The following is an 18327-nucleotide window of genomic DNA, read 5'->3' as shown; positions in this document are numbered from 1 at the left end:
TTTAGTCATTAGTATTCACAGTCAATAGTCAGGGCAGGATATGATAATGTTGTGTTTTTTATAACTTTTCTTTTGTTAATGCATTGCAGCTAAGATATTTCACTAAGATTATCTTTGCAAGAGGTGTGGCAAAAATGAGATACAGGCTTGCTTTGATAAGAAAAATCCTATTAAACAATGAATTAATACGTTGTAATAGTTTGTTTTGGTTTATTTTAAACAAAATGTCTGCCGCTAGTCAGAGAGCAGTGTTGAGGAAAACAATATTTCTGGGGTTGATAAAAAAATGGGGGGTGAGCGTTATCTTGATTTTATGATTTGTTTTATGAATCGACGGTCAGGCTTAGTCAATACCGGTAAAGATAATGTGCAAGGGCATTGCTGTGGGTAACAATTGTGTCGGAGTGTGAAATAGCATGGGTGATAAATATGCCTGAACTCACTCTGGTCGATGCGACAGGGGAGAATTGATTGCGCCTGTGCCTGGAATACACCGGGATTCTCTTATGACATCGCGAATGGTGTCGCGAGTACCATGCTCTTTCTCATGACGAAAGGAGATAGAAATGGGCACGTTAATGACATCATATAAGACCGGCGATACGGCGTTGACCACTCTGCGGTAAGGTCAGACCGACCTGACTGGATTTGGCCGGCTCTGTCTTGCTAATGTCTCGGGAAGGGGGCGGAGGGATGACACCGGCGGGTGAACTCAGGTGGCCAGCAGCAGACCACCGTGAGGACAAACAGCATTTTAATTTCGCGGCACGGCCTGTCAGCACCAATCATACCGTCGGTGTTGATAAGGTCGCTAAATAACTATCTTGCTTAACCCAAGAGAAATTAAAATCTTATTAATGCAATATTATTAATTGGATTTGCTTATGCGTAATTTTGCTAAAACTCATGACCTGTGCGTTTAAAGCGACGTCAATCTTTGACGCGATATCGCGTTAAACTAGCCATGTCAGACTCTCGATCATTAAGTTAAATTCACTTTAGAAAGTTCACAGATGCGTGCCTCTCCTGTTGTGGCTTTGTTATTAACGCCTTTTTTTGAACGTAAACTGCTGCTTTTTTCTGTCTTTGATATAGGAAACGAGAGAAAAAACAGCAACCAGAAGCAGTACTATAGCTAATACTAAAAAGAATAAGTTTGCCATGTGGTTTAGTCCCCGAGAAGTTCATGGATATTCTTGCTTTTATGAAAGCGAATCTACTCCAGGATTAAGAAAAATCCTAACTAAATATTTTAATGGAATGTGAAAAAAGTTTTTTTAATTCTGTTTGCTCTGTTGGTGCGAGATTTTATGCCAATTACGCCCCGATGGCGTAGCATTATATGGTCATTGATAATGGATTTTTCGCTCAAAAACATCGGATACACCGTGGTTGGTCTGTGAGGCAGATAAGCAGAAAAAGAGGCCGCTAGCAGGTGATATCTGATTAATAACTCACTGGAAATGGCAATCGTGCGGCGTGGCGGAAGCTTTAGTCAAAAATGCGGCTGCAGGCCTCGTGGGAGACCTGCTGAAGTGGACTGTTTAGCACAATACGCGCGTGGATCGCGCGCGACAGCCCTCCGCGAGCGGGTAATGGCGGGCTGTTGATTGGTAAACGCTCACCGGGGGGCTGTGCCCGAATGAGAAATAAAGACGTATGACGTATGCGGATTCCGACCGGCGTCAATCCACGTTATTGAAGTAGTCCCGCGCAACGGCTTCGACGCGCTTAGAATCAATACCGGTTTTTTCGGTAATCAACTCAATGAACTGCTTGAACTTATCGCTCATGACATTGCCGCCGTCCCAATGGGCGACGTAGAAGCGGCACTGATAGCGATAAAAGTGGAGGGTGGTATCTCCTAACGTGTAATACATAAGAATCTCCAGTTCAGTATCTCGGGTACATCGCCGGTATGATGGGGATAGCGATGGCCCATAACGGTCGGTTGCACAAAGACTATCCTCCTCCCAATCGGCGGAAATTTCCAGAGATGCGACTTACTCTTTGCCAATTTTCTGGTCACTTCGTCTGCCGGTGCTCTTGTTTGTGGTGGGCAGGCAGAGGCCATCTGACGAGTGATATATCTTCGCGCGCTGGCCGGTGACCGTCGCTTTGCTTTATCGTCCGGTTTTTCTCACGGTTGCCCTGTAAACCAGAGCTTTCCCTTAAGCAGAAAGAGTCGTTATTAAATCAGAGGGATACGCGGCCAGTACTCCGTTATCACGCCAGCAGCCCTTGATTTCTCTCATCGATTGATAATACTGTATATGTATACAGTATTTTTAATGGTGGTTATCATGCCGTTTTTCACACCTGCCGACCTACGCCAGATAGTGGCGTTGCCTTTGTTCAGCGATCTTGTGCCATGCGGCTTTCCGAGCCCGGCACAGGATTATGTCGAGCGGCGCATTGACCTGAATGAACTGATGATTCAGCACCCTAGCGCGACCTATTTTGTGAAATCCACCGGCGATTCAATGATCGACGCCGGAATTGGCGAAGGGGATTTGCTGGTGGTGGATAGCTCCCGTAAGGCTGAGCATGGCCATATCGTTATTGCCGCGGTCGATGGCGAATTTACCGTTAAGCGCCTGCAGCTGCATCCCGTGGCGATGCTTAAGCCTGAAAACAGCGCCTATTCCCCGATCGTGATTGGCCGCGAAGATCGGCTGGACATTTTCGGGGTAGTGACCTACATCGTGAAGTCGGTGGGCTGATCATGTTTGCGCTGTGCGATGTGAATTCGTTTTATGCCTCTTGTGAAACCGTTTTTCGCCCGGACCTGAAGGGGCGGCCCGTGGTGGTGTTATCCAATAACGACGGATGCGTTATTGCGCGTTCTGCCGAAGCGCAATCGCTGGTGAAAACCGGCGAACCGTACTTCAAACTGAAGGATCTTTTCAGGCGTCACCGGGTGGTTTGCTTTAGTAGCAACTATGAACTCTACGCGGACATGTCCAATCGGGTGATGACCACGATCGAGGAGATGTCTCCCCGCTGCGAAATATACTCTATTGATGAGATTTTTTGTGACCTTACCGGCGTGCGCCACTGTCGCGATCTGACAGAGTTTGGCCGCGAAATCAGAGCCACGGTTCTGCAACGCACGCATCTGACGGTTGGGGTGGGTATCGCCCAGACCAAAACCCTGGCCAAACTGGCGAACCATGCGGCAAAAAAATGGCAACGGCAGACCGGAGGGGTGGTCGATCTGTCAAATATTGAGCGTCAGAGGAGGCTCATGGCGGCATTATGTGTCGGTGACGTCTGGGGCGTAGGCCGGCGGATTGCGAAAAAACTGGAAGGACTGGGCATCAAGACCGTCCTGCAACTGGCAGACACCGATATTCGCTTTATCAGAAAGCATTTCAACGTTGTGCTGGAGAGAACCGTGCGCGAACTACGCGGCGAGCCATGTCTTGAACTGGAAGAGTTCGCCCCGATCAAACAGGAGATTATCTGCTCCCGTTCCTTCAGCCACTACATCATGGAATATGAGGAGATGCGGCAGGCGATTTGCAGCTATGCCGCTCGGGCTGCGGAGAAACTGCGTAGCGAGCATCAATATTGCCGCTTTATCTCCGCGTTTGTTAAAACCTCGCCATTTGCGCGCAACGAGCCGTATTACAGCAACAGCGCATCCTTTAAACTGCTGACGCCGACCCAGGACAGCCGGGATATTATCGGTGCGGCGATACGCTGTCTGGATGCCATCTGGAAAGATGGCCTGCGCTATCAGAAAGGGGGGGTTATGCTGGGTGACTTTTATAGCCAGGGGGTGGCGCAGCTTAACCTGTTCGATGAAAATGCGCCGCGACACAACAGCCAGAAGCTGATGGCGGTGTTGGATCGTCTTAATGCGAAAGAGGGGCGCGAAACGCTTTATTTCGCCGGGCAGGGTATTCAGCCGCAGTGGCGGATGAAACGGGAAATGCTTTCGCCGAGATACACCACGCGATATGCCGATCTGCTCACGGTTAAGTGATAATCCTCAGGGCAGTACCTGTCGCTTGTGCCAAAAGTGAACGCTGAGAAGTCGAATTTTTGCAAGATGATGACCATTCCGGGTTACCGATAAGGTTGCCCCGGAAATGGAGCTAAAGCGGTGAAATGGCTTCTACAACATGCTGAAAGACGTAGGGGTCGGAAAGTAGCTCAAATTCTTCATCATCTGGATAAGTAACCGCGACTTGATAGTTTTCTCCAGCAAAGGCTTTCACCGACGGTAAATCCTGCCAGTAAGTTGCCAGAAAGAAGTGCTCCCGATCGCCCTGGGTTTCCCTGCGCACAAATGCACCTCTGTTCCCCTCGATACTCCTTGAGTGCTCCACGCCCGTCCTCTGAAGATGATTCGCAAAACCTTCTGCGTGTTTAAGCGGAACACAACCGTGCCAGGTCCTTACAATCATAAGCTTTCCCTCATTTAACCACAGAATATCACCATACCACCTAAAGAGAGCTGGATGGGCAATTTGCGGCGCATGTTCGCGCAATCCGCACAATATTTATCCGGATTAAGCCGTGCGTCTCTCCTGCCGGTCCGCGCCTCGATCCAGGAAAACGGCATGTTCTCTGGCGCTGCCTGTCTCGGGCCAGGAGAGAACTTAAAATACTGCGCTGACCCGTTCACGAAGGCGTTTCTGGCGCATGATTAAGGCAGCCCAGACCAATTAAGGTCTGGTGTACGGCCTCAATAAGAGGGGTATGCGGTTCGTGGCCCAGAAAATCGATCAGTTTTGTATTGTCCAGCCGTATTGGCTGTTGCCACAAATATCGCATCTCCAGCATTTCATGCAGCGTGGTATTGAAAGGGGACATCGCAAAGATGAGCCACCAGGGAAACGAGGTTACCTTCGCTTTAACCCCGGCAAGTTGCGCGACATGCTGTATGGCTGCGGCCATCGCCGTGCCATCGGGATCCCAGTGTCCACGTATATGAAAACAGGCAAACGGTTCGAGTTGATCCCGACGCGCTAACAGCGCTGCCAGGGTCCTGGCAACGTCCGGCAGCCAGGCCCACTGATGGCCTGTCCCGGCTTTGCCCGGGTTTTTAATTATCTGCGGGCGTTGTCCCGGTTTGATCCATCCCTGTGAAAACCAGTTATTGCCTGCGTCAGGGCCAAAGAAGTCACCTGCCCGCAAAATCAGCACCCTCCCGCCACGCTGCGCGTAGGCTAACAGCGCCTTCTCCATTTGCACCCGTATAGCCCCTTTTCGGGTGACGGGATTTTGGGGAGCGTCTTCCCGCAAGAGAGGAAAGGCGTCCGGACCGTAGTTGTAAACGGTGCCCGGGAGAACGATTAATGCACCGTTTCGCTCCGCTGCATGGATAGTGTTATGTAACATTGGCAAAACCAGTTGTTCCCAGTTTCGATAACCCGGCGGATTAACGGCGTGGACAATCACACTACACGCTGACGCGGCAGACGCGACCTGCTCTGCATTCAGCGCATCACCGCTTATCCACGTTATACTTCCGTGCTCTTCATTCTGCGGGGCGTGGCGACGCAATGCATGAACGTCCCATTGATCGCGGACGAGCTGACGGGCGATTTCTCCACCGATCCCGCCTGTGGCGCCGAGTATGAGTACCTTGTTTTTGCTTTTCATCGTGTTACCTCTGCCGGATGTCTGCTTGACAGCGTAGTGCTTGCGCGAGCTAAATGTAATTGCATGACATCAGAGAGCAGGTATGCATTTTTGTATGAAGCTAAACATTCCATGGGAATGGTATCGAACCTTCCTGGCGGTGATGAAAGAAGGCTCCCTGTCGGGGGCCGCCCGTATGCTTGCCATTACCCAGCCCACCGCGGGACGCCACGTGGCGGCGCTGGAATCAGCACTGGGTCTGGTATTGTTTACACGCTCTCAGACGGGCCTGCAGCCCACGGATGCAGCCGTCGCGCTGCAAGGCCATGCGCAAGCAATGGAAAACACGGCCAGTATGATTGAGCGATCGGCCGCCAGCTTCAGCACCCGCACCGCCGGATTGCGTGGCGTGGTGCGTGTTTCGGCGAGCGAAATTATCGGCACAGAAGTTCTGCCTCCCCTCATTGCGCAAATTAAAGAGGCTTACCCGCAGGTTACAATTGAACTGGTTTTATCTAACCGGATTCAGGATTTATTGAACCGGGAAGTGGATATTGCAGTACGCATGACCACGCCGGTGCAGGAGCAACTGATTGCACGGCGGATGGGCAGTATCGAAATTGGTCTGCATGCCGCACCTTCCTATCTGGCACGGCATGCCGCACCGGAAAGTATGGAGGCGTTGTTCACGCATACGCTGGTGGGTTTTGATAAAACAACGCCATTTATTTTACAGGCCCTGAAACACTATCCTCAGTTGCATCGTGAACTATTTACCGTGCGCACTGACAGCGATGTGGCGCAGTTGAACCTGATTCGCGCAGGTGCTGGCATCGGTATATGTCAGGTTCAACTGGCCGATTTTCCTGTGCAGTTACAGAGATTGCTGCCTGATTTCTTTGCCTTTCATCTCGATACCTGGCTGGTAATGCATGAGGATCTTCGCCACAGTAAGGCCTGTAAAACGGTATTCGATATTCTTGCCGGGGGGTTACGGGCTTATATCGCTAAGGCGAAAGCGTGATATCCCCCATACCTCCCGGGCCACAGAAGCGCACTCTTTTATTTTCGCAGAGTTACCGACAGAACCGCATTCTGCAATCAGCAGCACAAGGCCGGGGAGGAGGGGGCTCACATGCCGGGGAGCCCACTCAGATTCTGCATTTCAATATCCGCAGCCTGAAGGCGACTGCTGAAAAGGGGGATTATCTGGCGACGTTGGCAGCCCCGGGGCGTTATGTGCGGATCGGTAGCGATCGGCTTCTGGTCTGTTTTCTGCTGATGTGCAATGACTGAAGGCGCAGAAGCTGGAATAAATTTCTATTCGCGTGATATGAAGAAAATTGGAATGGTTCACGTCGTGCTATTATTTTGTCCTGTTGGCGTGTCGATACCTTAATGGTGGCAGCTTATAATTTTTAGAAAAAATTCGCGTAAAGGTCTGCTGTGAGTCAAATCCATATTTACAGGCGATGCTGATAACGGGCTCATTAGTCTCGATAAGATCTTTTGCCGCCAGTCTAAGTTTCTTATCTCTGATATATTTCCCCAGACTCACTTCTTTTACCTGTACAAAAATCCGCTGAAGATGCCATTTGGAATATCCTGCCCGGGCAGCAACATCCTCAATCCTCAGCGGTTTGTGTAAGTTTGAATCAATCCATTGGGTTATCTCATCGATGATGTCTTCTGTTCTGAACATAAATCGATGCTCATAATAAAAGGTTTATGACACATCCTTTACAGGATGCTAATGATTCATTTATAGATTTCGGCAACTCCGTGTAGCCTGTTATTTCCCGTCGCGGACAGGATTTTGAATGATGTTGCACCTTGCTCGTCAGCCTTACGAGAAAGCGCACTCGATAACTCATCAAGCGTATAAGCATTGCTGGCCGAGACTACACCTATCTTTTCTTTCCCATCTGCATGACTAATTTCCTGAGCTGCAGAGGCGGCATTCACTGAAATAAATACCATGAACAATGTCGTAATCAGTCGTGCTTTCATATTTAACACCTCTTTTAAACGATATGGTTAAAACGGGACTTCTGTCAGAAGGAACGTCCTCCGTCTTGATATTTAAATATACAGATCTAAGCTGTCATCAGGCTGACCGCTATATGACAAAATTGTCAGGGTTTTAGCTTAGTTAAGCTTGTGTGCATACTGGTTCAGCTCGTTAATAATGCACTCAGGTTCTTCACTGAGGGGCATATTGTCCATATCTAAAATCCCATCATTTTTTTGGCGATTATCCATTTGCAGCTCGGCAAACAGAGGGGTGAGATCCTGCTGTGCTTCCCCTCGTTCAGCCACCAGTTCGAACGTTTTATTTTTTGCCGCATCGTTACTCAGGGCGCTGACCAGAACCCGGGCGATTTGCTCTCGGGATATCACGCCATCTTCCGGCGTTCCCGCATGGCGTCGATCGCCCTGCAGCATAACGATTTTGTGCTCATCATCATTGTTGTAGTCAAACCAGCCGGGCCTGACGATGGTGTAGGGATGGCCACTCGCCCTGACCAGACGTTCGGCGCGCCTTTTCCAGTCGTGAACCTCAGTCCGTTGATTCCAGGTGCTGAGTCGTTCAGTCACGCCAATCGTGGTCATTAAGCTGATGCGAACAGGGGTATCCCTGAACATTCGCAAAAGGTTACGTACACCGCCGTAATCTATCGCTCTGGCCCCAATACGCCCCTGGCCATCGGAACCGAGAGTGAAGATGACGGCATCAATATCTTTCGGCAGATCGGTGAGGGTTTCGGGCATGGAAACGTCGCCATAGAAAATATCCGTGCCACGAGGAAGCCGTTTTACTTTGCGTCGATTTCTGACCAGAGCCACGGGGTGATGGCCCATATCAATAGCGGTATTTACGACATGCAGACCTATACTTCCTGTCGCTCCGGCAACGAGTATTTTCATGATAAACCTTCTGATAATTCAGATTTATTTTCGATACGGCCAGAATATCAATTATCATTATTGTCAGTAATGGGGCTAAAATAATTGCGTCTATGAACACCCTTCATGAGTGCGCTGCGAAGGGAATGCATCCATAAGGAAATCGCCAATGCTCAAAGAAAACTTCAATGAACTGCAAATCTTTCTTGTCGTCGCAAGAGAGCGGAGTTTTACCAAAGCAGCGGGCAAACTGGGTGTTTCTCAGTCGGCACTCAGCCATGCGATGAAAGCGCTGGAGGAAAGGCTAAATATCCGTCTTCTGACCCGTACGACCCGAAGCGTTGCCCCTACAGAAGCCGGTGAGAGAATTATTGCCTGCCTTGAACCCCGTATTGCCGATCTTGAGCAGGAGCTGGAATCGCTTGTGCAACTTAATGGCACCGCCTCCGGTAATATCCGTTTATCCGCCGGGGAGCATGCCGCGCGAAGTCTGGTATGGCCTAAGTTAAAACCCTTCCTCAGGGAATATCCGGAAATTAATCTCGAACTGGTGGTTGATAACGGCTTTGTCGATATTGTTGAAGGGCGTTTTGATGCCGGGATCCGTCTGGGCGAAAGCGTGGATAAAGACATGATCGCCGTGAGGATTGGGCCGGATATGCGTATGGCTGTGGTGGGCGCGCCGTCTTATTTCGCGACAAATCCTGCCCCTGAAACGCCGCACGAGCTACAAAATCATCGCTGTATCAATATGCGCCTGCCGACGGCCGGTGGACTTTATCATTGGGAGTTTGAGAAGGAAGGGAAACCGTTGCGGGTCAGAGTAGAAGGGCAGGTAACCTTTAATCTGCAGGCGGAAAGGATTGATGCGGCTTTATCCGGTTTTGGCATCGCCTGTATACCTGAAGACAGGGTGCAGGATTATATAAAGTCAGGAGAGCTTATTCAGGTTCTGCAGGACTGGTGTCCGTCTTTCCCCGGATATTATCTTTACTACCCCAGTCGTAAGCAGCATCCGCCCGCTTTTGCGCTGATGATCGATGCCCTTCGCTACCAGGAATAACGGGTCCGTAGACCCGTCCGGGTATTAACGGCCCACGCGAGCCTGATGCTCAGGGGAGTAACGTGCGCCGACGATTTTAATCGTTTCCAGCGCCTGGGTTATCTGCCGTGAGTCATCCTGCGAAAGAACGATGTTGGCAGCGCCGAGGTTTTCCTCCAGCCGGTGCAGTTTAGTGGTGCCCGGGATGGGGACAATCCACGGCTTTTGTGCCAGCAACCATGCCAGTGCAATTTGCGCAGACGTTACGCCTTTCCCGGCTGCCAGTTCACCCAACAACGAAACCAGCTTTTCATTGGCTGCCATCGCTTGTTCGGCGAAACGCGGCACGGTACTGCGGTAATCATCCTTCCCGAAAGTGGTTCCTGGCTTAATCGATCCCGTCAGGAAGCCTTTGCCTAATGGACTGAAGGGCACGAAACCAATGCCCAGCTCCTCCAGCAACGGCAGGATCTCCTGCTCAGGCTCGCGCCACCACATGGAGTACTCACTTTGCAGGGCAGTGACAGGTTGTACAGCATGCGCACGACGAATGGTCTGCGCCCCCGCTTCGGAGAGACCGAAATGTTTGACTTTACCTTCAGCTATCAGGTCTTTCACCGTTCCCGCAACATCTTCAATGGGGACATCCGGGTCGACACGGTGTTGATACAGCAGATCAATGACATCAGTCTTAAGACGGCGTAATGATCCTTCAACAGCTTCACGGATATGCTCCGGGCGGCTGTTTAAAATCTGCTGCTTGTTGTCCGCACCGAAGGTAAAACCAAATTTGGTGGCGATGACCAGACGATCACGAAACGGTTTTAAGGCTTCACCGACAACCTCTTCATTAAGATATGGGCCATACACTTCGGCGGTATCAAAGAACGTGACGCCACGTTCAACCGCTGCGCGAATAAGCTCGATCGCCTGACGCGTATCTGTCGCCGGGCCGTAGCCGTGGCTTAAGCCCATGCAACCGAGTCCAAGGGCGGAGACTTCGAGTCCGGATTTACCCAGATAACGTTTTTGCATTGAATAAATACCTCTTTTTATTGCGGCTTAAACATCCAGCTTGCGACCGGTCAGCCATTCCACCATCGCCGGATCGCGGTGAGAGAAGAAGGCGCTGGTTGCGGTATCAAGGGCGGCAATTTGCAGCATATCTTCAGAACTGAGTTCAAAATCGAGAATGTTGATGTTCTCTTCCATGCGCTCTTTGCGTACTGATTTCGCCAGCGAAACGACGCCTCGCTGGAAGATCCACCGCAGCACAACCTGGCCTACGCTCTTGCCGTACTTCTGACCCATCGCTGTTAACACCGGATGCTGGAACAGACCATTTTTACCTTCTGCAAACGGTGCCCAGGCTTCCGGCTGGATACCACGGCTTTGATTCCATGGAACCGCATGCAGCTGCTGGTTGAAGGGGTTAACTTCAATCTGGTTTACCGCTGGGACAACGTTGTTGAAGGCGATAAGATCGGCCAGCCTGTCAGGGTGGAAATTGCTGACGCCAATGGCGCGAATTTTGCCTGCCTGCTGCAGTTCTTCCATGGCACGCCAGGCCCCATGAACATCACCGTAAGGCTGGTGAATCAGGTACAGGTCAACGTAATCAAGTTGCAGTCGATTCAGCGAGCGTTCGAACTGTGCTTTAGCGCCTTCGTAATGGGTGTCCTGCAACCACAGTTTGGTTGTGACAAAGAGTTCGTTACGTGCAATACCGGTCTGTTTCAGTGCGTTCCCGACCTGGGTTTCATTCTGGTAAGACGCGGCGGTATCGATCAGACGGTATCCCGTATCAATGGCGTCAATAACGGCTCTTTCGCACTCAGCGGCATCAGACATCTGAAACACACCAAAGCCCAGCAGGGGCATTTCAATCCCGTTGTTCAGTTTTACAGTTTGCATGACGTTATCCTTCAGCTGTTGTGTAGGAAAAGCATAACGCAATGCGATTTATTCGATTAGATGGGGTAATTAGCTAGGGTTTATTAGATTTGTTCATTAATTTAGAGGGGGCAATCGGTTTTTTACCAAAAGTGGACGGCGCAATGTGTGTTCAGCTAACGCAAATTCAGCAAAGCACTTCCGCATAAGTTGTTGTGCAACTCCTTTACCAGGGGAGGGATTATGGCAAGTTCTTCTGCGGCAGAGGGACTTGCCCTACGGATTAACAGTGGTCATTACTCTCGGAAAAGCATTTTTTAACAGGGCTAACATGTGACGATAATATGCATGGCTGCCGCTGTATCGGGTAAATAGAGTGGGTACCGCCGCTTATTTTTGTCCGGGGTTACGATAAATGTCTGGTCGATTGATCTGCCAGACAAAATCTTGCCGGTTCAACGGGCTATACCCCAACTTCTGGTATAGCCAGGGCGCACTGTCGGTTACCAGCATTATCCGCCGCAGACGTGACATCACCGGATGGGCGTGACAGCATTCAATCAGCCAACGGCCAAGACCACTTTTCTGATAATCGTTCAGCACGTAGACGTCGCACAAATAACCAAAAGTGGCATAGTCGGTGACCAGACGGGCGAAGCCGATTTGTCTTGTTCCATCCAGAAGCGCAAAACAAAGGCTGTTCTGGATGGATAACCTGACCGTTTCGACATCAATACCAGGAGCCCAGGACGATTGTGAGAGGTAATCGTGAATGGCGTCCAGCTGAAAAAAAGCGGGATCGGTTGTGACAGTAAATTTATCTTTGGTAAAACTCAGATGCTGATTATTCACTGAACGTATCCTTCTGCACTTATTTGTGATGAGACAAGCCTTACTGGCGAGGGTTGGCTTCTGTACCGGGCAACACTCAGGATGCTTTTTCATGTACGGTCATGATGAAAACCAATGGGCTCTCTCCCCGGTTTTCATAGAAATGAGGAACGTCCGTTCTGGCCGTTGCCGAACAACCGGTCTTCACCAGATACAGGTGGTCCTGTACGCCAAGGGTGAGCGTACCCGTCTGGACATAAAACAACTCAAGCGTCCCTGCCGGGTGGCCGGGTGAAGCAAACTTTTCTCCCGCCTGCATTTCCCACATCCAGAGTTCTGTCATCTCAGGGCCACCAGATCCTGCCAGCAACCTTGCTCTGCCGCCTTTTTCACCTTCCCACAATTCTGGGATCTCATCTTCAGCAATGAGATGAACCGTCGGTTTTGCACTGACATCCACAAAGTCAGCCACCGAAACTCCCATCGCGGCAGCCAGCCGGCATAACAGGGCAATGCTGGGATTCGCCCGGCATCCCTCAATCTCAACCAGCGCCCCCTTACTGACGCCCGCCCGACGGGACAGTTCATCGAGTGATATTTTCTTTTGTTTACGATACAGCTTAATCCGCTGAGATACGGCTTCATTCACGGTGCTGACGATAGCATTTGCGTCGGTCATTAAATTGACTTTTTTGGTCATCGGTCATTATTATGGATTAAATTGGTCATTACAGGATTATCACGTGTTAACAGTCTCTCCGTCAATTGCCCCTGAAATTTATCGTATTGCTCCCGGCTTTCGGGCACTCAGTATCTACGTAAAAGCGGCGCCGGTGCTGAACCCTGATATTGGAGAAACGGCGCTGCGGGAGGCATGTGAAGCGGTTCTGGCCGGTGAGCCTGAATGGGCGGAATCTCATCTGGCCGCATGGGCCGAGGTTTTCCAGAAGTTTGGTGCTAAACCCAAACGCACCCCTTGTTCAGCTGACGCGTTACGTAAGCGCGTATTACGTGACGGTACGATGCCAGCGCTCGATCCCATCGTTGATCTTTATAACGCCGTTAGTCTCCGCTACGCCATTCCGGTTGGTGGCGAAAACATTGCTGCCTATCAGGGGTCGCCACGTCTGGTTGTGGCAGAAGGCACTGAGCCTTTTGATACGGTAAAAGAGGGGGACACCGCCGTTGAATATCCTTCACAACATGAAGTTATCTGGCGCGATGATTCAGGCGTAACCTGCCGCCGCTGGAACTGGCGACAGGGGGTAAGAACCCGCTTAAGCGTGGAGGCTCAACACATGTGGTTTATTCTGGAAAATCTGCCGCAGATGCCGCTGGAGAAGCTTTACGACGCCGGGAAAATGCTGACTGACGGTCTTGAAAAAATGATGCCAGGTCTGTGGTTTGCTGTTGCTCTCATCGAAGAGCAACGCCAGTAATATCATTCAGGAGAAACACTATGTTTACCGGCTTGTCTGCGTTCCCGTTAACCCCAATCACCGCCAGCGGCGTGGACGAAAAGGGCTTCAGTCATATACTTTCCCGCCTTACAGAAGCTCGGGTTGATTCTATGGGGATCCTGGGGTCAACCGGTAGCTATGCGTATCTGACCCGAGAGCAACGCCAGCGCGTAGCGACTCTGGCAAAACAGCATGCCGGGGACATCCCTGTCATGGTCTGTGTGGGGGCTGTCAGCACGGATGCCATCCTGCATCTGTCAGACGATGCGCAAGCGGCAGGCGCAGATGCCTTGCTGCTCCCGGCGGTTAGCTACCAGTCGCTCCGTGACGAAGAAGTCTTCGCACTCTTTGAGACCGTTACCCGGCACGTGTCGGTACCGGTATGCATCTATGATAATCCGGGCACCACGCATTTTACCTTTACGGATGAACTGCATGGCCTTCTCTCATCACTGGAGGGTGTGCGTTCGCTTAAGATCCCGGGCGTCCCTGATAGCCCGGCAGCAGCGGCTGAGCGGGTAGGGGCGTTGCGTCAACATTTGCGCCCTGGCGTAACCATCGGTATCAGTGGAGATGCTTATGCCGGGCTGGGATTAAACGCCGGCTGCGAAGTCTGGTACTCCGTGAGCGGCGGTTTGTTCCCGGAGACGGCGAAACAAATCACTGAAGCCGCGGCGGCGAACGAGCATGAGCGCGTCACGGCCCTGACAACCCGCCTTGAGCCTTTGTGGGCGCTTTTCCGTAAACATAGAGGAAGTATCCGGGTTATTGCCGCCGCCGCAGGCGTGCTTGGGCTGACTGACACGGATTGTTTGCCTCGACCTCTTCAGCCACTGTCGGCGGGGGATATTGCGGATATTGCCGGGGTGATAAGAGTACTGGAACTGAAATAATCCCTCTATTGGACCGGCAGGCTGCCGGGCCTGTAGAAAACCGAACGTGCAAAACTTTTCATGACAACCCTCAGAAAGAGGTATTGCTATCATCTGACCACGTGGCGAATTTTACGCCAGGATGACAAAGGTCCGTTTCTTGCTCGAAGCGGCCACCATGCACCTAAAGTCAGTCTGCTTCGAGCCAGGAGCGGAAGTTGTATGTTCACTAGAATACGGCAGATTCAGGTGTGAAAATTAACCATTACGCGTAGTTGCCGTTTTATCAACGTACTATCCTGGAAAGGATAAAATCCACACGTTCCTCTACAGAAACGCATGGCAATTCATAAAAAAAGCTGTCGGCGCATCACTGCTGATTTTTTTATGAAAATTATTTGACTGATCGTTCCATAATCAATACTATGCCGCCTCAACTCATTTCAAGTCCCACATCCCTATGAGTGCTGAAAAACCAACCTTTCCAGGTCGTCCACGAAAGTTCGAAGATCAGGATGTCATTGATGCTGCCGTCGCTGTTTTCAGCGCCAATGGTTATGCAGGCACCTCTGCGCAAGATTTATGCAATGGTACGGGATTAGGGCGGGGAAGCCTATACAATGCCTTTGGAAGCAAGCAAGCCCTGTACGAGCAAGCTTTGTTGCGCAGCCACGAACAAACTATGTCAGCACAGTTAACAATACTCACACAACCAGGTCCGGTAAAAGAGCGATTGCATACCCTTCTGCTCTGGGGTATTGCCGAAGATCTTTCTCAGCCAGAGCAGCATGATGCGATGGTCTTATTTTCAGCCCTGGAGATGGGCAGTAAAGATGAAGCCGTTGCGAACCTGAATAATGAATATCGTCAGCATTTAGAACAAACGCTGGTGGCGGTATTCATCGAAGGTCAACGAAGCGGTGAACTAAACAATAAAGCATCAGCCGTCGAAATGGCGAGAGGCTTTATGGCAGGCTATTACGGTTTACGTGTACTGAATAAAAACATTTCAGATAGAAAAATCCTCGAAGATGTCGTCGCTGGTCTGTTAATCAATTTATAAATTTAAGCGTAAAAGTTCATTGTTTACTTGCACTTATTTTTGTAACGATCGTTCCAATACAAGGAGAGAATAAAAAACTATGCCATTAGTCGTATATATTTTAGGGTTAGCCATTTTTTCATTAGGTACAGCAGAGTTAATGGTGGCGGGTATGATGACCACGCTATCTGAAGCATTTGGTGTTACAGTCGGCGAAGTCGGGCATTTGATTTCATATTATGCATTCGGTGTAATGCTAGGTGGCCCGGTATTAACCTACGCCTTTCTTAAGTTTAAAGCACCCTATCGTTCAACGTTATTATGGCTGTTAGGGTTATATGTTATCGTACAAGGATTAAGCATCTTTGTTTCAGATTACAATGTGTTAGTTGCTATTCGAATCGTGACAGGTATTTTGTGTGCAGGGTGTTTAAGTCTTTCGCTCGCGACAAGTATGGCTCTTGTCTCTGTAGAAAATCGCCCTCGTGCCGCATCAATAGTGATAGCAGGTTTTATGGTATCCAATGTCTTTGGTGTACCTATCGCGACAATCATTGACCAGCACTGGGGCTGGAAAATGAGTTTTGGGCTGGTCGCGGTCCTGGTTTTCATATGCCAGTTAGCATTAGTACGCTTATTGCCACATATGAGCGGCGGCGGTGCTATCAAGATGGCGGAAGAGATTAAGGCATTTAAAAATAAAGCCTATTGGAAAGCCTGTGCAACCAGCTGTTTGATTTTGGGTGCAAGTTTTGCGGCATTCAGTTATTTTGTTCCCGTGTTGACTGATGTCAGTGAATTTACAATGCAGACGGTTCCCTTCATTCTGATGCTTTATGGACTAGCCAATATCATCGGTAATATGGTAACGGGACGTCTTGCATATCGCCATAGTTTAGCTGTTATGGTTGTCGGCTTAACAATACTGAGTATTTCTTTGCTCGGCATGGCACTATTTGTTCAATATCAGGTTATTGCTATTCTGGCTGTCATACTCATCGGTTTGTCAGGCGTGCCAATGAATCCGGCAATGATGGCAAGAATTGTCAGTGTGGCACATCCAGGACCCATGGTTAATGCTGTTCATACTTCCATTATTAATATTGGATTAGGTGGCGGTTCTTATTTAGGTGGAATGGCAATTTCATCTGGATTCGGTTTGCGTTCAGCATTATGGATTGGAATGGTATTAGCGGCTCTGGCTTTATTATCCGTATTACCTTATCTCCGTCGTAGTAAACAAGGCTGGAGTTAATAGGTTCCGAAGATAAAAACACCTTGATTATAAAAGTCATGGGGCGTCGATTTAGCCGTTAATTTTTATTCAAAATTCACTGGCCTTTATCATCGAGTGGGTTCTGCGTGCCGGGGTCTTTATCGATCTAGAGCCTTGGATCATCACCTTCCCAGTGACCTGGTATGGCTCTGTCAGCGGCTTCAGGTGGCCTTTCGCTGATAGAGATTGTATCCGGGATTGCCCCTAATCCTTTCCCTTTTAGCGATAATGTTCTGGATCTACGACGACTCTTTCGCTTCTGAGGCATTGCTGCAGTTCTTTTTTAATGCCCTCGGGTTTGTATAAAAAGCGTTTTATATATCGTTTCGTGTGACACATGCATTTCCTGATTATCCGGATAACAGCGTTTCAGCCAACCGGCGATTTGTTCCGGCGACCAGTCCTGATGCATCTTCTTTCGTTTCATGGCAACGTCCCCCTTCGATTAAGGATGGCGTTGCATCGACCCGTTGAACTCACCGCTCATAGCGGACCTCCAGCCCAGCCAGCTCGTCCGCTCCGTGCCAGACGCGGACATGGCACCGCCGTATCCAGCCTGCGCGTCACTCAGGGAGCTGCCGTTCTTCGACCGGCAAAATAGTGCGCGGGCGTGCTACCCATCGTTTTTCTGAACATGGTGATAAACGCATTTACCGACTCATACCCCAGATTAGCCGCGACGTTTTGCACCGATACCCCACTTGCCAGCTCCCGAAGGGCAATAATCAAATGCAGTTGCTGACGCCAGCGCCCGAAGGTCAGCCCGGTTTCGCGCAGCATCAGGCGTGCTAATGAACGCTCGCTGAGCGCCAGCCGTTTCGCCCAGGCTTTAAACGTGCTGCGATCCTCCGGGTGGCTGACCAGCGCATCAGCCATGGCGCGGATCTTAGGGTGTGCCGAAACCGGCAGACTCAATTGCTGCTGCGGCATGGTGGCCAGTTCATCGAGCGTCACTCTGATCAGCCTGCCAGCATGGCTCTCCGCTACGTAATCAACCCCCTCATTCGTTAAGCGGTCAACTAACTGTTTAATCAGCGGAGAAATTGCCAGCGTGCAACATTTTTCCGGCAGCGCGGCGGCGCCGGGTTCAATAAACAAATAGTTGAGATGCGCATTCCAGGTCGCTTTGGCGCTATGGGGGATCCCGCCGGGGATCCACACCGCGCAATCCGGCGGCACTATCCAGATATCGTTTTCCGCGCGACAAATCACTGCCCCATACAGGGCAACAATCAGTTGCCCCTTGCGGTGCGTATGAACCGGCACTTCTGCTGCATAATCAACGAAATCAATATGCCGCGCGACGGCCGGGCTCGGCGTGCTATCGGGATCAAACAGGGTATGGGCAAGTCTGGATGGCATCTCATTGGCAACATTTAGGTATTTTTTGACAGAATAGAGTATTTAAG

General features: G+C 50.3%; 20 protein-coding genes and 1 pseudogene. 8 read left to right on the top strand and 13 right to left on the bottom strand.

The annotated features are described in order from the left end of the window. Window positions 1–1043: 1043 nt before the first annotated feature. Both AC007G_RS12935 and AC007G_RS12930 read right to left on the bottom strand, forming a co-directional pair. On the bottom strand, window positions 1044–1163 hold the full coding sequence (locus tag AC007G_RS12935) for a small membrane protein (RefSeq protein ID WP_137056547.1): 120 nt from the start codon (window positions 1161–1163) through the stop codon (window positions 1044–1046). A 522-nt stretch (window positions 1164–1685) separates the two neighbouring features. Continuing rightward, window positions 1686–1880: a hypothetical protein gene (locus AC007G_RS12930; RefSeq protein ID WP_015584548.1), complete on the bottom strand. Its 195-nt coding sequence runs from the start codon at window positions 1878–1880 to the stop codon at window positions 1686–1688. A gap of 423 nt (window positions 1881–2303) precedes the next feature. Between AC007G_RS12930 and AC007G_RS12925 the strand changes: the two genes are divergently transcribed. Together AC007G_RS12925 and AC007G_RS12920 are read left to right on the top strand one after the other, a co-directional pair. Continuing rightward, complete coding sequence (locus tag AC007G_RS12925) at window positions 2304–2723, top strand: translesion error-prone DNA polymerase V autoproteolytic subunit (RefSeq protein ID WP_032700174.1); 420 nt, start codon at window positions 2304–2306, stop codon at window positions 2721–2723. A gap of 2 nt (window positions 2724–2725) precedes the next feature. Then, on the top strand, window positions 2726–3991 hold the full coding sequence (locus AC007G_RS12920) for a Y-family DNA polymerase (RefSeq protein WP_032688059.1): 1266 nt from the start codon (window positions 2726–2728) through the stop codon (window positions 3989–3991). Window positions 3992–4103: 112 nt separating this feature from the next. Here the strand turns inward: AC007G_RS12920 and AC007G_RS12915 are convergent, their stop codons facing one another. Both AC007G_RS12915 and AC007G_RS12910 read right to left on the bottom strand, forming a co-directional pair. Further along, window positions 4104–4415 carry a hypothetical protein gene (locus tag AC007G_RS12915; RefSeq protein WP_047665530.1) on the bottom strand — a complete coding sequence of 104 codons (312 nt, stop codon included), beginning with the start codon at window positions 4413–4415 and terminating at the stop codon, window positions 4104–4106. Between the two features lie 217 nt (window positions 4416–4632). Continuing rightward, window positions 4633–5616, bottom strand: a complete 984-nt coding sequence (locus tag AC007G_RS12910; RefSeq protein WP_142631134.1) for an NAD-dependent epimerase/dehydratase family protein — start codon at window positions 5614–5616, stop codon at window positions 4633–4635. A 94-nt stretch (window positions 5617–5710) separates the two neighbouring features. On the opposite strand from AC007G_RS12910, the gene AC007G_RS12905 reads away from it, so the two are divergent. Next, on the top strand, window positions 5711–6619 hold the full coding sequence (locus AC007G_RS12905) for a LysR family transcriptional regulator (RefSeq protein ID WP_479466608.1): 909 nt from the start codon (window positions 5711–5713) through the stop codon (window positions 6617–6619). A 342-nt stretch (window positions 6620–6961) separates the two neighbouring features. Here AC007G_RS12905 and AC007G_RS12900 read toward each other — a convergent pair whose 3' ends face one another. The 3 genes from AC007G_RS12900 to AC007G_RS12890 form a co-directional block, all read right to left on the bottom strand. Next, window positions 6962–7297, bottom strand: coding sequence for a helix-turn-helix domain-containing protein (locus tag AC007G_RS12900; RefSeq protein ID WP_032688054.1), 336 nt, complete (start codon window positions 7295–7297; stop codon window positions 6962–6964). Between the two features lie 56 nt (window positions 7298–7353). After that, on the bottom strand, window positions 7354–7605 hold the full coding sequence (locus AC007G_RS12895; RefSeq protein ID WP_032688052.1) for a YdgH/BhsA/McbA family protein: 252 nt from the start codon (window positions 7603–7605) through the stop codon (window positions 7354–7356). A 138-nt stretch (window positions 7606–7743) separates the two neighbouring features. Beyond that, a complete protein-coding gene (locus AC007G_RS12890) occupies window positions 7744–8523 on the bottom strand; it encodes an SDR family oxidoreductase (protein ID WP_142631136.1) in 780 nt (259 codons plus the stop codon). Between the two features lie 148 nt (window positions 8524–8671). Here AC007G_RS12890 and AC007G_RS12885 point away from each other — a divergent pair, with 148 nt between their 5' ends. Then, the gene (locus tag AC007G_RS12885; RefSeq protein WP_142631139.1) at window positions 8672–9565 is read left to right on the top strand and encodes a LysR family transcriptional regulator; all 894 of its coding nucleotides are present in this window, start codon (window positions 8672–8674) and stop codon (window positions 9563–9565) included. Between the two features lie 24 nt (window positions 9566–9589). Here the strand turns inward: AC007G_RS12885 and AC007G_RS12880 are convergent, their stop codons facing one another. The 4 genes from AC007G_RS12880 to AC007G_RS12865 form a co-directional block, all read right to left on the bottom strand. Continuing rightward, window positions 9590–10579: an aldo/keto reductase gene (locus AC007G_RS12880; protein ID WP_032695901.1), complete on the bottom strand. Its 990-nt coding sequence runs from the start codon at window positions 10577–10579 to the stop codon at window positions 9590–9592. Between the two features lie 27 nt (window positions 10580–10606). Next, on the bottom strand, window positions 10607–11458 hold the full coding sequence (locus tag AC007G_RS12875) for an aldo/keto reductase (protein ID WP_032695902.1): 852 nt from the start codon (window positions 11456–11458) through the stop codon (window positions 10607–10609). A 369-nt stretch (window positions 11459–11827) separates the two neighbouring features. Next, window positions 11828–12289, bottom strand: a complete 462-nt coding sequence (locus AC007G_RS12870) for a GNAT family N-acetyltransferase (RefSeq protein ID WP_046852673.1) — start codon at window positions 12287–12289, stop codon at window positions 11828–11830. Between the two features lie 76 nt (window positions 12290–12365). Beyond that, a complete protein-coding gene (locus AC007G_RS12865; RefSeq protein WP_032688045.1) occupies window positions 12366–12968 on the bottom strand; it encodes a helix-turn-helix domain-containing protein in 603 nt (200 codons plus the stop codon). A gap of 43 nt (window positions 12969–13011) precedes the next feature. On the opposite strand from AC007G_RS12865, the gene AC007G_RS12860 reads away from it, so the two are divergent. The 4 genes from AC007G_RS12860 to AC007G_RS12845 all read left to right on the top strand — a co-directional run bounded on the left by AC007G_RS12860 (window position 13012) and on the right by AC007G_RS12845 (window position 16897). Next, window positions 13012–13707: a B3/B4 domain-containing protein gene (locus AC007G_RS12860; protein WP_032688044.1), complete on the top strand. Its 696-nt coding sequence runs from the start codon at window positions 13012–13014 to the stop codon at window positions 13705–13707. Between the two features lie 20 nt (window positions 13708–13727). After that, window positions 13728–14621: a dihydrodipicolinate synthase family protein gene (locus AC007G_RS12855; RefSeq protein WP_142631137.1), complete on the top strand. Its 894-nt coding sequence runs from the start codon at window positions 13728–13730 to the stop codon at window positions 14619–14621. Between the two features lie 439 nt (window positions 14622–15060). After that, window positions 15061–15663: a TetR/AcrR family transcriptional regulator gene (locus AC007G_RS12850; RefSeq protein ID WP_032688042.1), complete on the top strand. Its 603-nt coding sequence runs from the start codon at window positions 15061–15063 to the stop codon at window positions 15661–15663. A gap of 79 nt (window positions 15664–15742) precedes the next feature. Further along, window positions 15743–16897 carry an MFS transporter gene (locus AC007G_RS12845; RefSeq protein ID WP_099001066.1) on the top strand — a complete coding sequence of 385 codons (1155 nt, stop codon included), beginning with the start codon at window positions 15743–15745 and terminating at the stop codon, window positions 16895–16897. A gap of 142 nt (window positions 16898–17039) precedes the next feature. Here AC007G_RS12845 and AC007G_RS12840 read toward each other — a convergent pair. Both AC007G_RS12840 and AC007G_RS12835 read right to left on the bottom strand, forming a co-directional pair. Continuing rightward, window positions 17040–17336: pseudogene (locus AC007G_RS12840) on the bottom strand (transposase); the annotation flags it as partial. Between the two features lie 149 nt (window positions 17337–17485). Continuing rightward, window positions 17486–18280 (bottom strand): AraC family transcriptional regulator, encoded by a 795-nt coding sequence (locus AC007G_RS12835; protein ID WP_032688040.1) that lies wholly within the window; start codon window positions 18278–18280, stop codon window positions 17486–17488. Window positions 18281–18327: the final 47 nt, after the last annotated feature.

Source organism: Klebsiella sp. CSG-1 (assembly GCF_056521145.1).
The sequence above is the reverse complement of the archived record's forward strand: the minus strand, read 5'-3'. Positions and strand labels throughout refer to the sequence as shown.

Coding starts and splice junctions, on each gene's coding strand:
- AC007G_RS12845 (WP_099001066.1), top strand. CDS start 15,743: ATGCCATTAGTCGTATATATTTTAGGGTTAGCCATTTTTTCATTAGGT.
- AC007G_RS12880 (WP_032695901.1), bottom strand. CDS start 10,579: ATGCAAAAACGTTATCTGGGTAAATCCGGACTCGAAGTCTCCGCCCTT.
- AC007G_RS12900 (WP_032688054.1), bottom strand. CDS start 7,297: ATGTTCAGAACAGAAGACATCATCGATGAGATAACCCAATGGATTGAT.
- AC007G_RS12890 (WP_142631136.1), bottom strand. CDS start 8,523: ATGAAAATACTCGTTGCCGGAGCGACAGGAAGTATAGGTCTGCATGTC.
- AC007G_RS12835 (WP_032688040.1), bottom strand. CDS start 18,280: ATGCCATCCAGACTTGCCCATACCCTGTTTGATCCCGATAGCACGCCG.
- AC007G_RS12935 (WP_137056547.1), bottom strand. CDS start 1,163: ATGGCAAACTTATTCTTTTTAGTATTAGCTATAGTACTGCTTCTGGTT.
- AC007G_RS12895 (WP_032688052.1), bottom strand. CDS start 7,605: ATGAAAGCACGACTGATTACGACATTGTTCATGGTATTTATTTCAGTG.
- AC007G_RS12885 (WP_142631139.1), top strand. CDS start 8,672: ATGCTCAAAGAAAACTTCAATGAACTGCAAATCTTTCTTGTCGTCGCA.
- AC007G_RS12920 (WP_032688059.1), top strand. CDS start 2,726: ATGTTTGCGCTGTGCGATGTGAATTCGTTTTATGCCTCTTGTGAAACC.
- AC007G_RS12905 (WP_479466608.1), top strand. CDS start 5,711: ATGAAGCTAAACATTCCATGGGAATGGTATCGAACCTTCCTGGCGGTG.
- AC007G_RS12855 (WP_142631137.1), top strand. CDS start 13,728: ATGTTTACCGGCTTGTCTGCGTTCCCGTTAACCCCAATCACCGCCAGC.
- AC007G_RS12930 (WP_015584548.1), bottom strand. CDS start 1,880: ATGTATTACACGTTAGGAGATACCACCCTCCACTTTTATCGCTATCAG.
- AC007G_RS12850 (WP_032688042.1), top strand. CDS start 15,061: ATGAGTGCTGAAAAACCAACCTTTCCAGGTCGTCCACGAAAGTTCGAA.
- AC007G_RS12915 (WP_047665530.1), bottom strand. CDS start 4,415: ATGATTGTAAGGACCTGGCACGGTTGTGTTCCGCTTAAACACGCAGAA.
- AC007G_RS12875 (WP_032695902.1), bottom strand. CDS start 11,458: ATGCAAACTGTAAAACTGAACAACGGGATTGAAATGCCCCTGCTGGGC.
- AC007G_RS12925 (WP_032700174.1), top strand. CDS start 2,304: ATGCCGTTTTTCACACCTGCCGACCTACGCCAGATAGTGGCGTTGCCT.
- AC007G_RS12865 (WP_032688045.1), bottom strand. CDS start 12,968: ATGACCAAAAAAGTCAATTTAATGACCGACGCAAATGCTATCGTCAGC.
- AC007G_RS12910 (WP_142631134.1), bottom strand. CDS start 5,616: ATGAAAAGCAAAAACAAGGTACTCATACTCGGCGCCACAGGCGGGATC.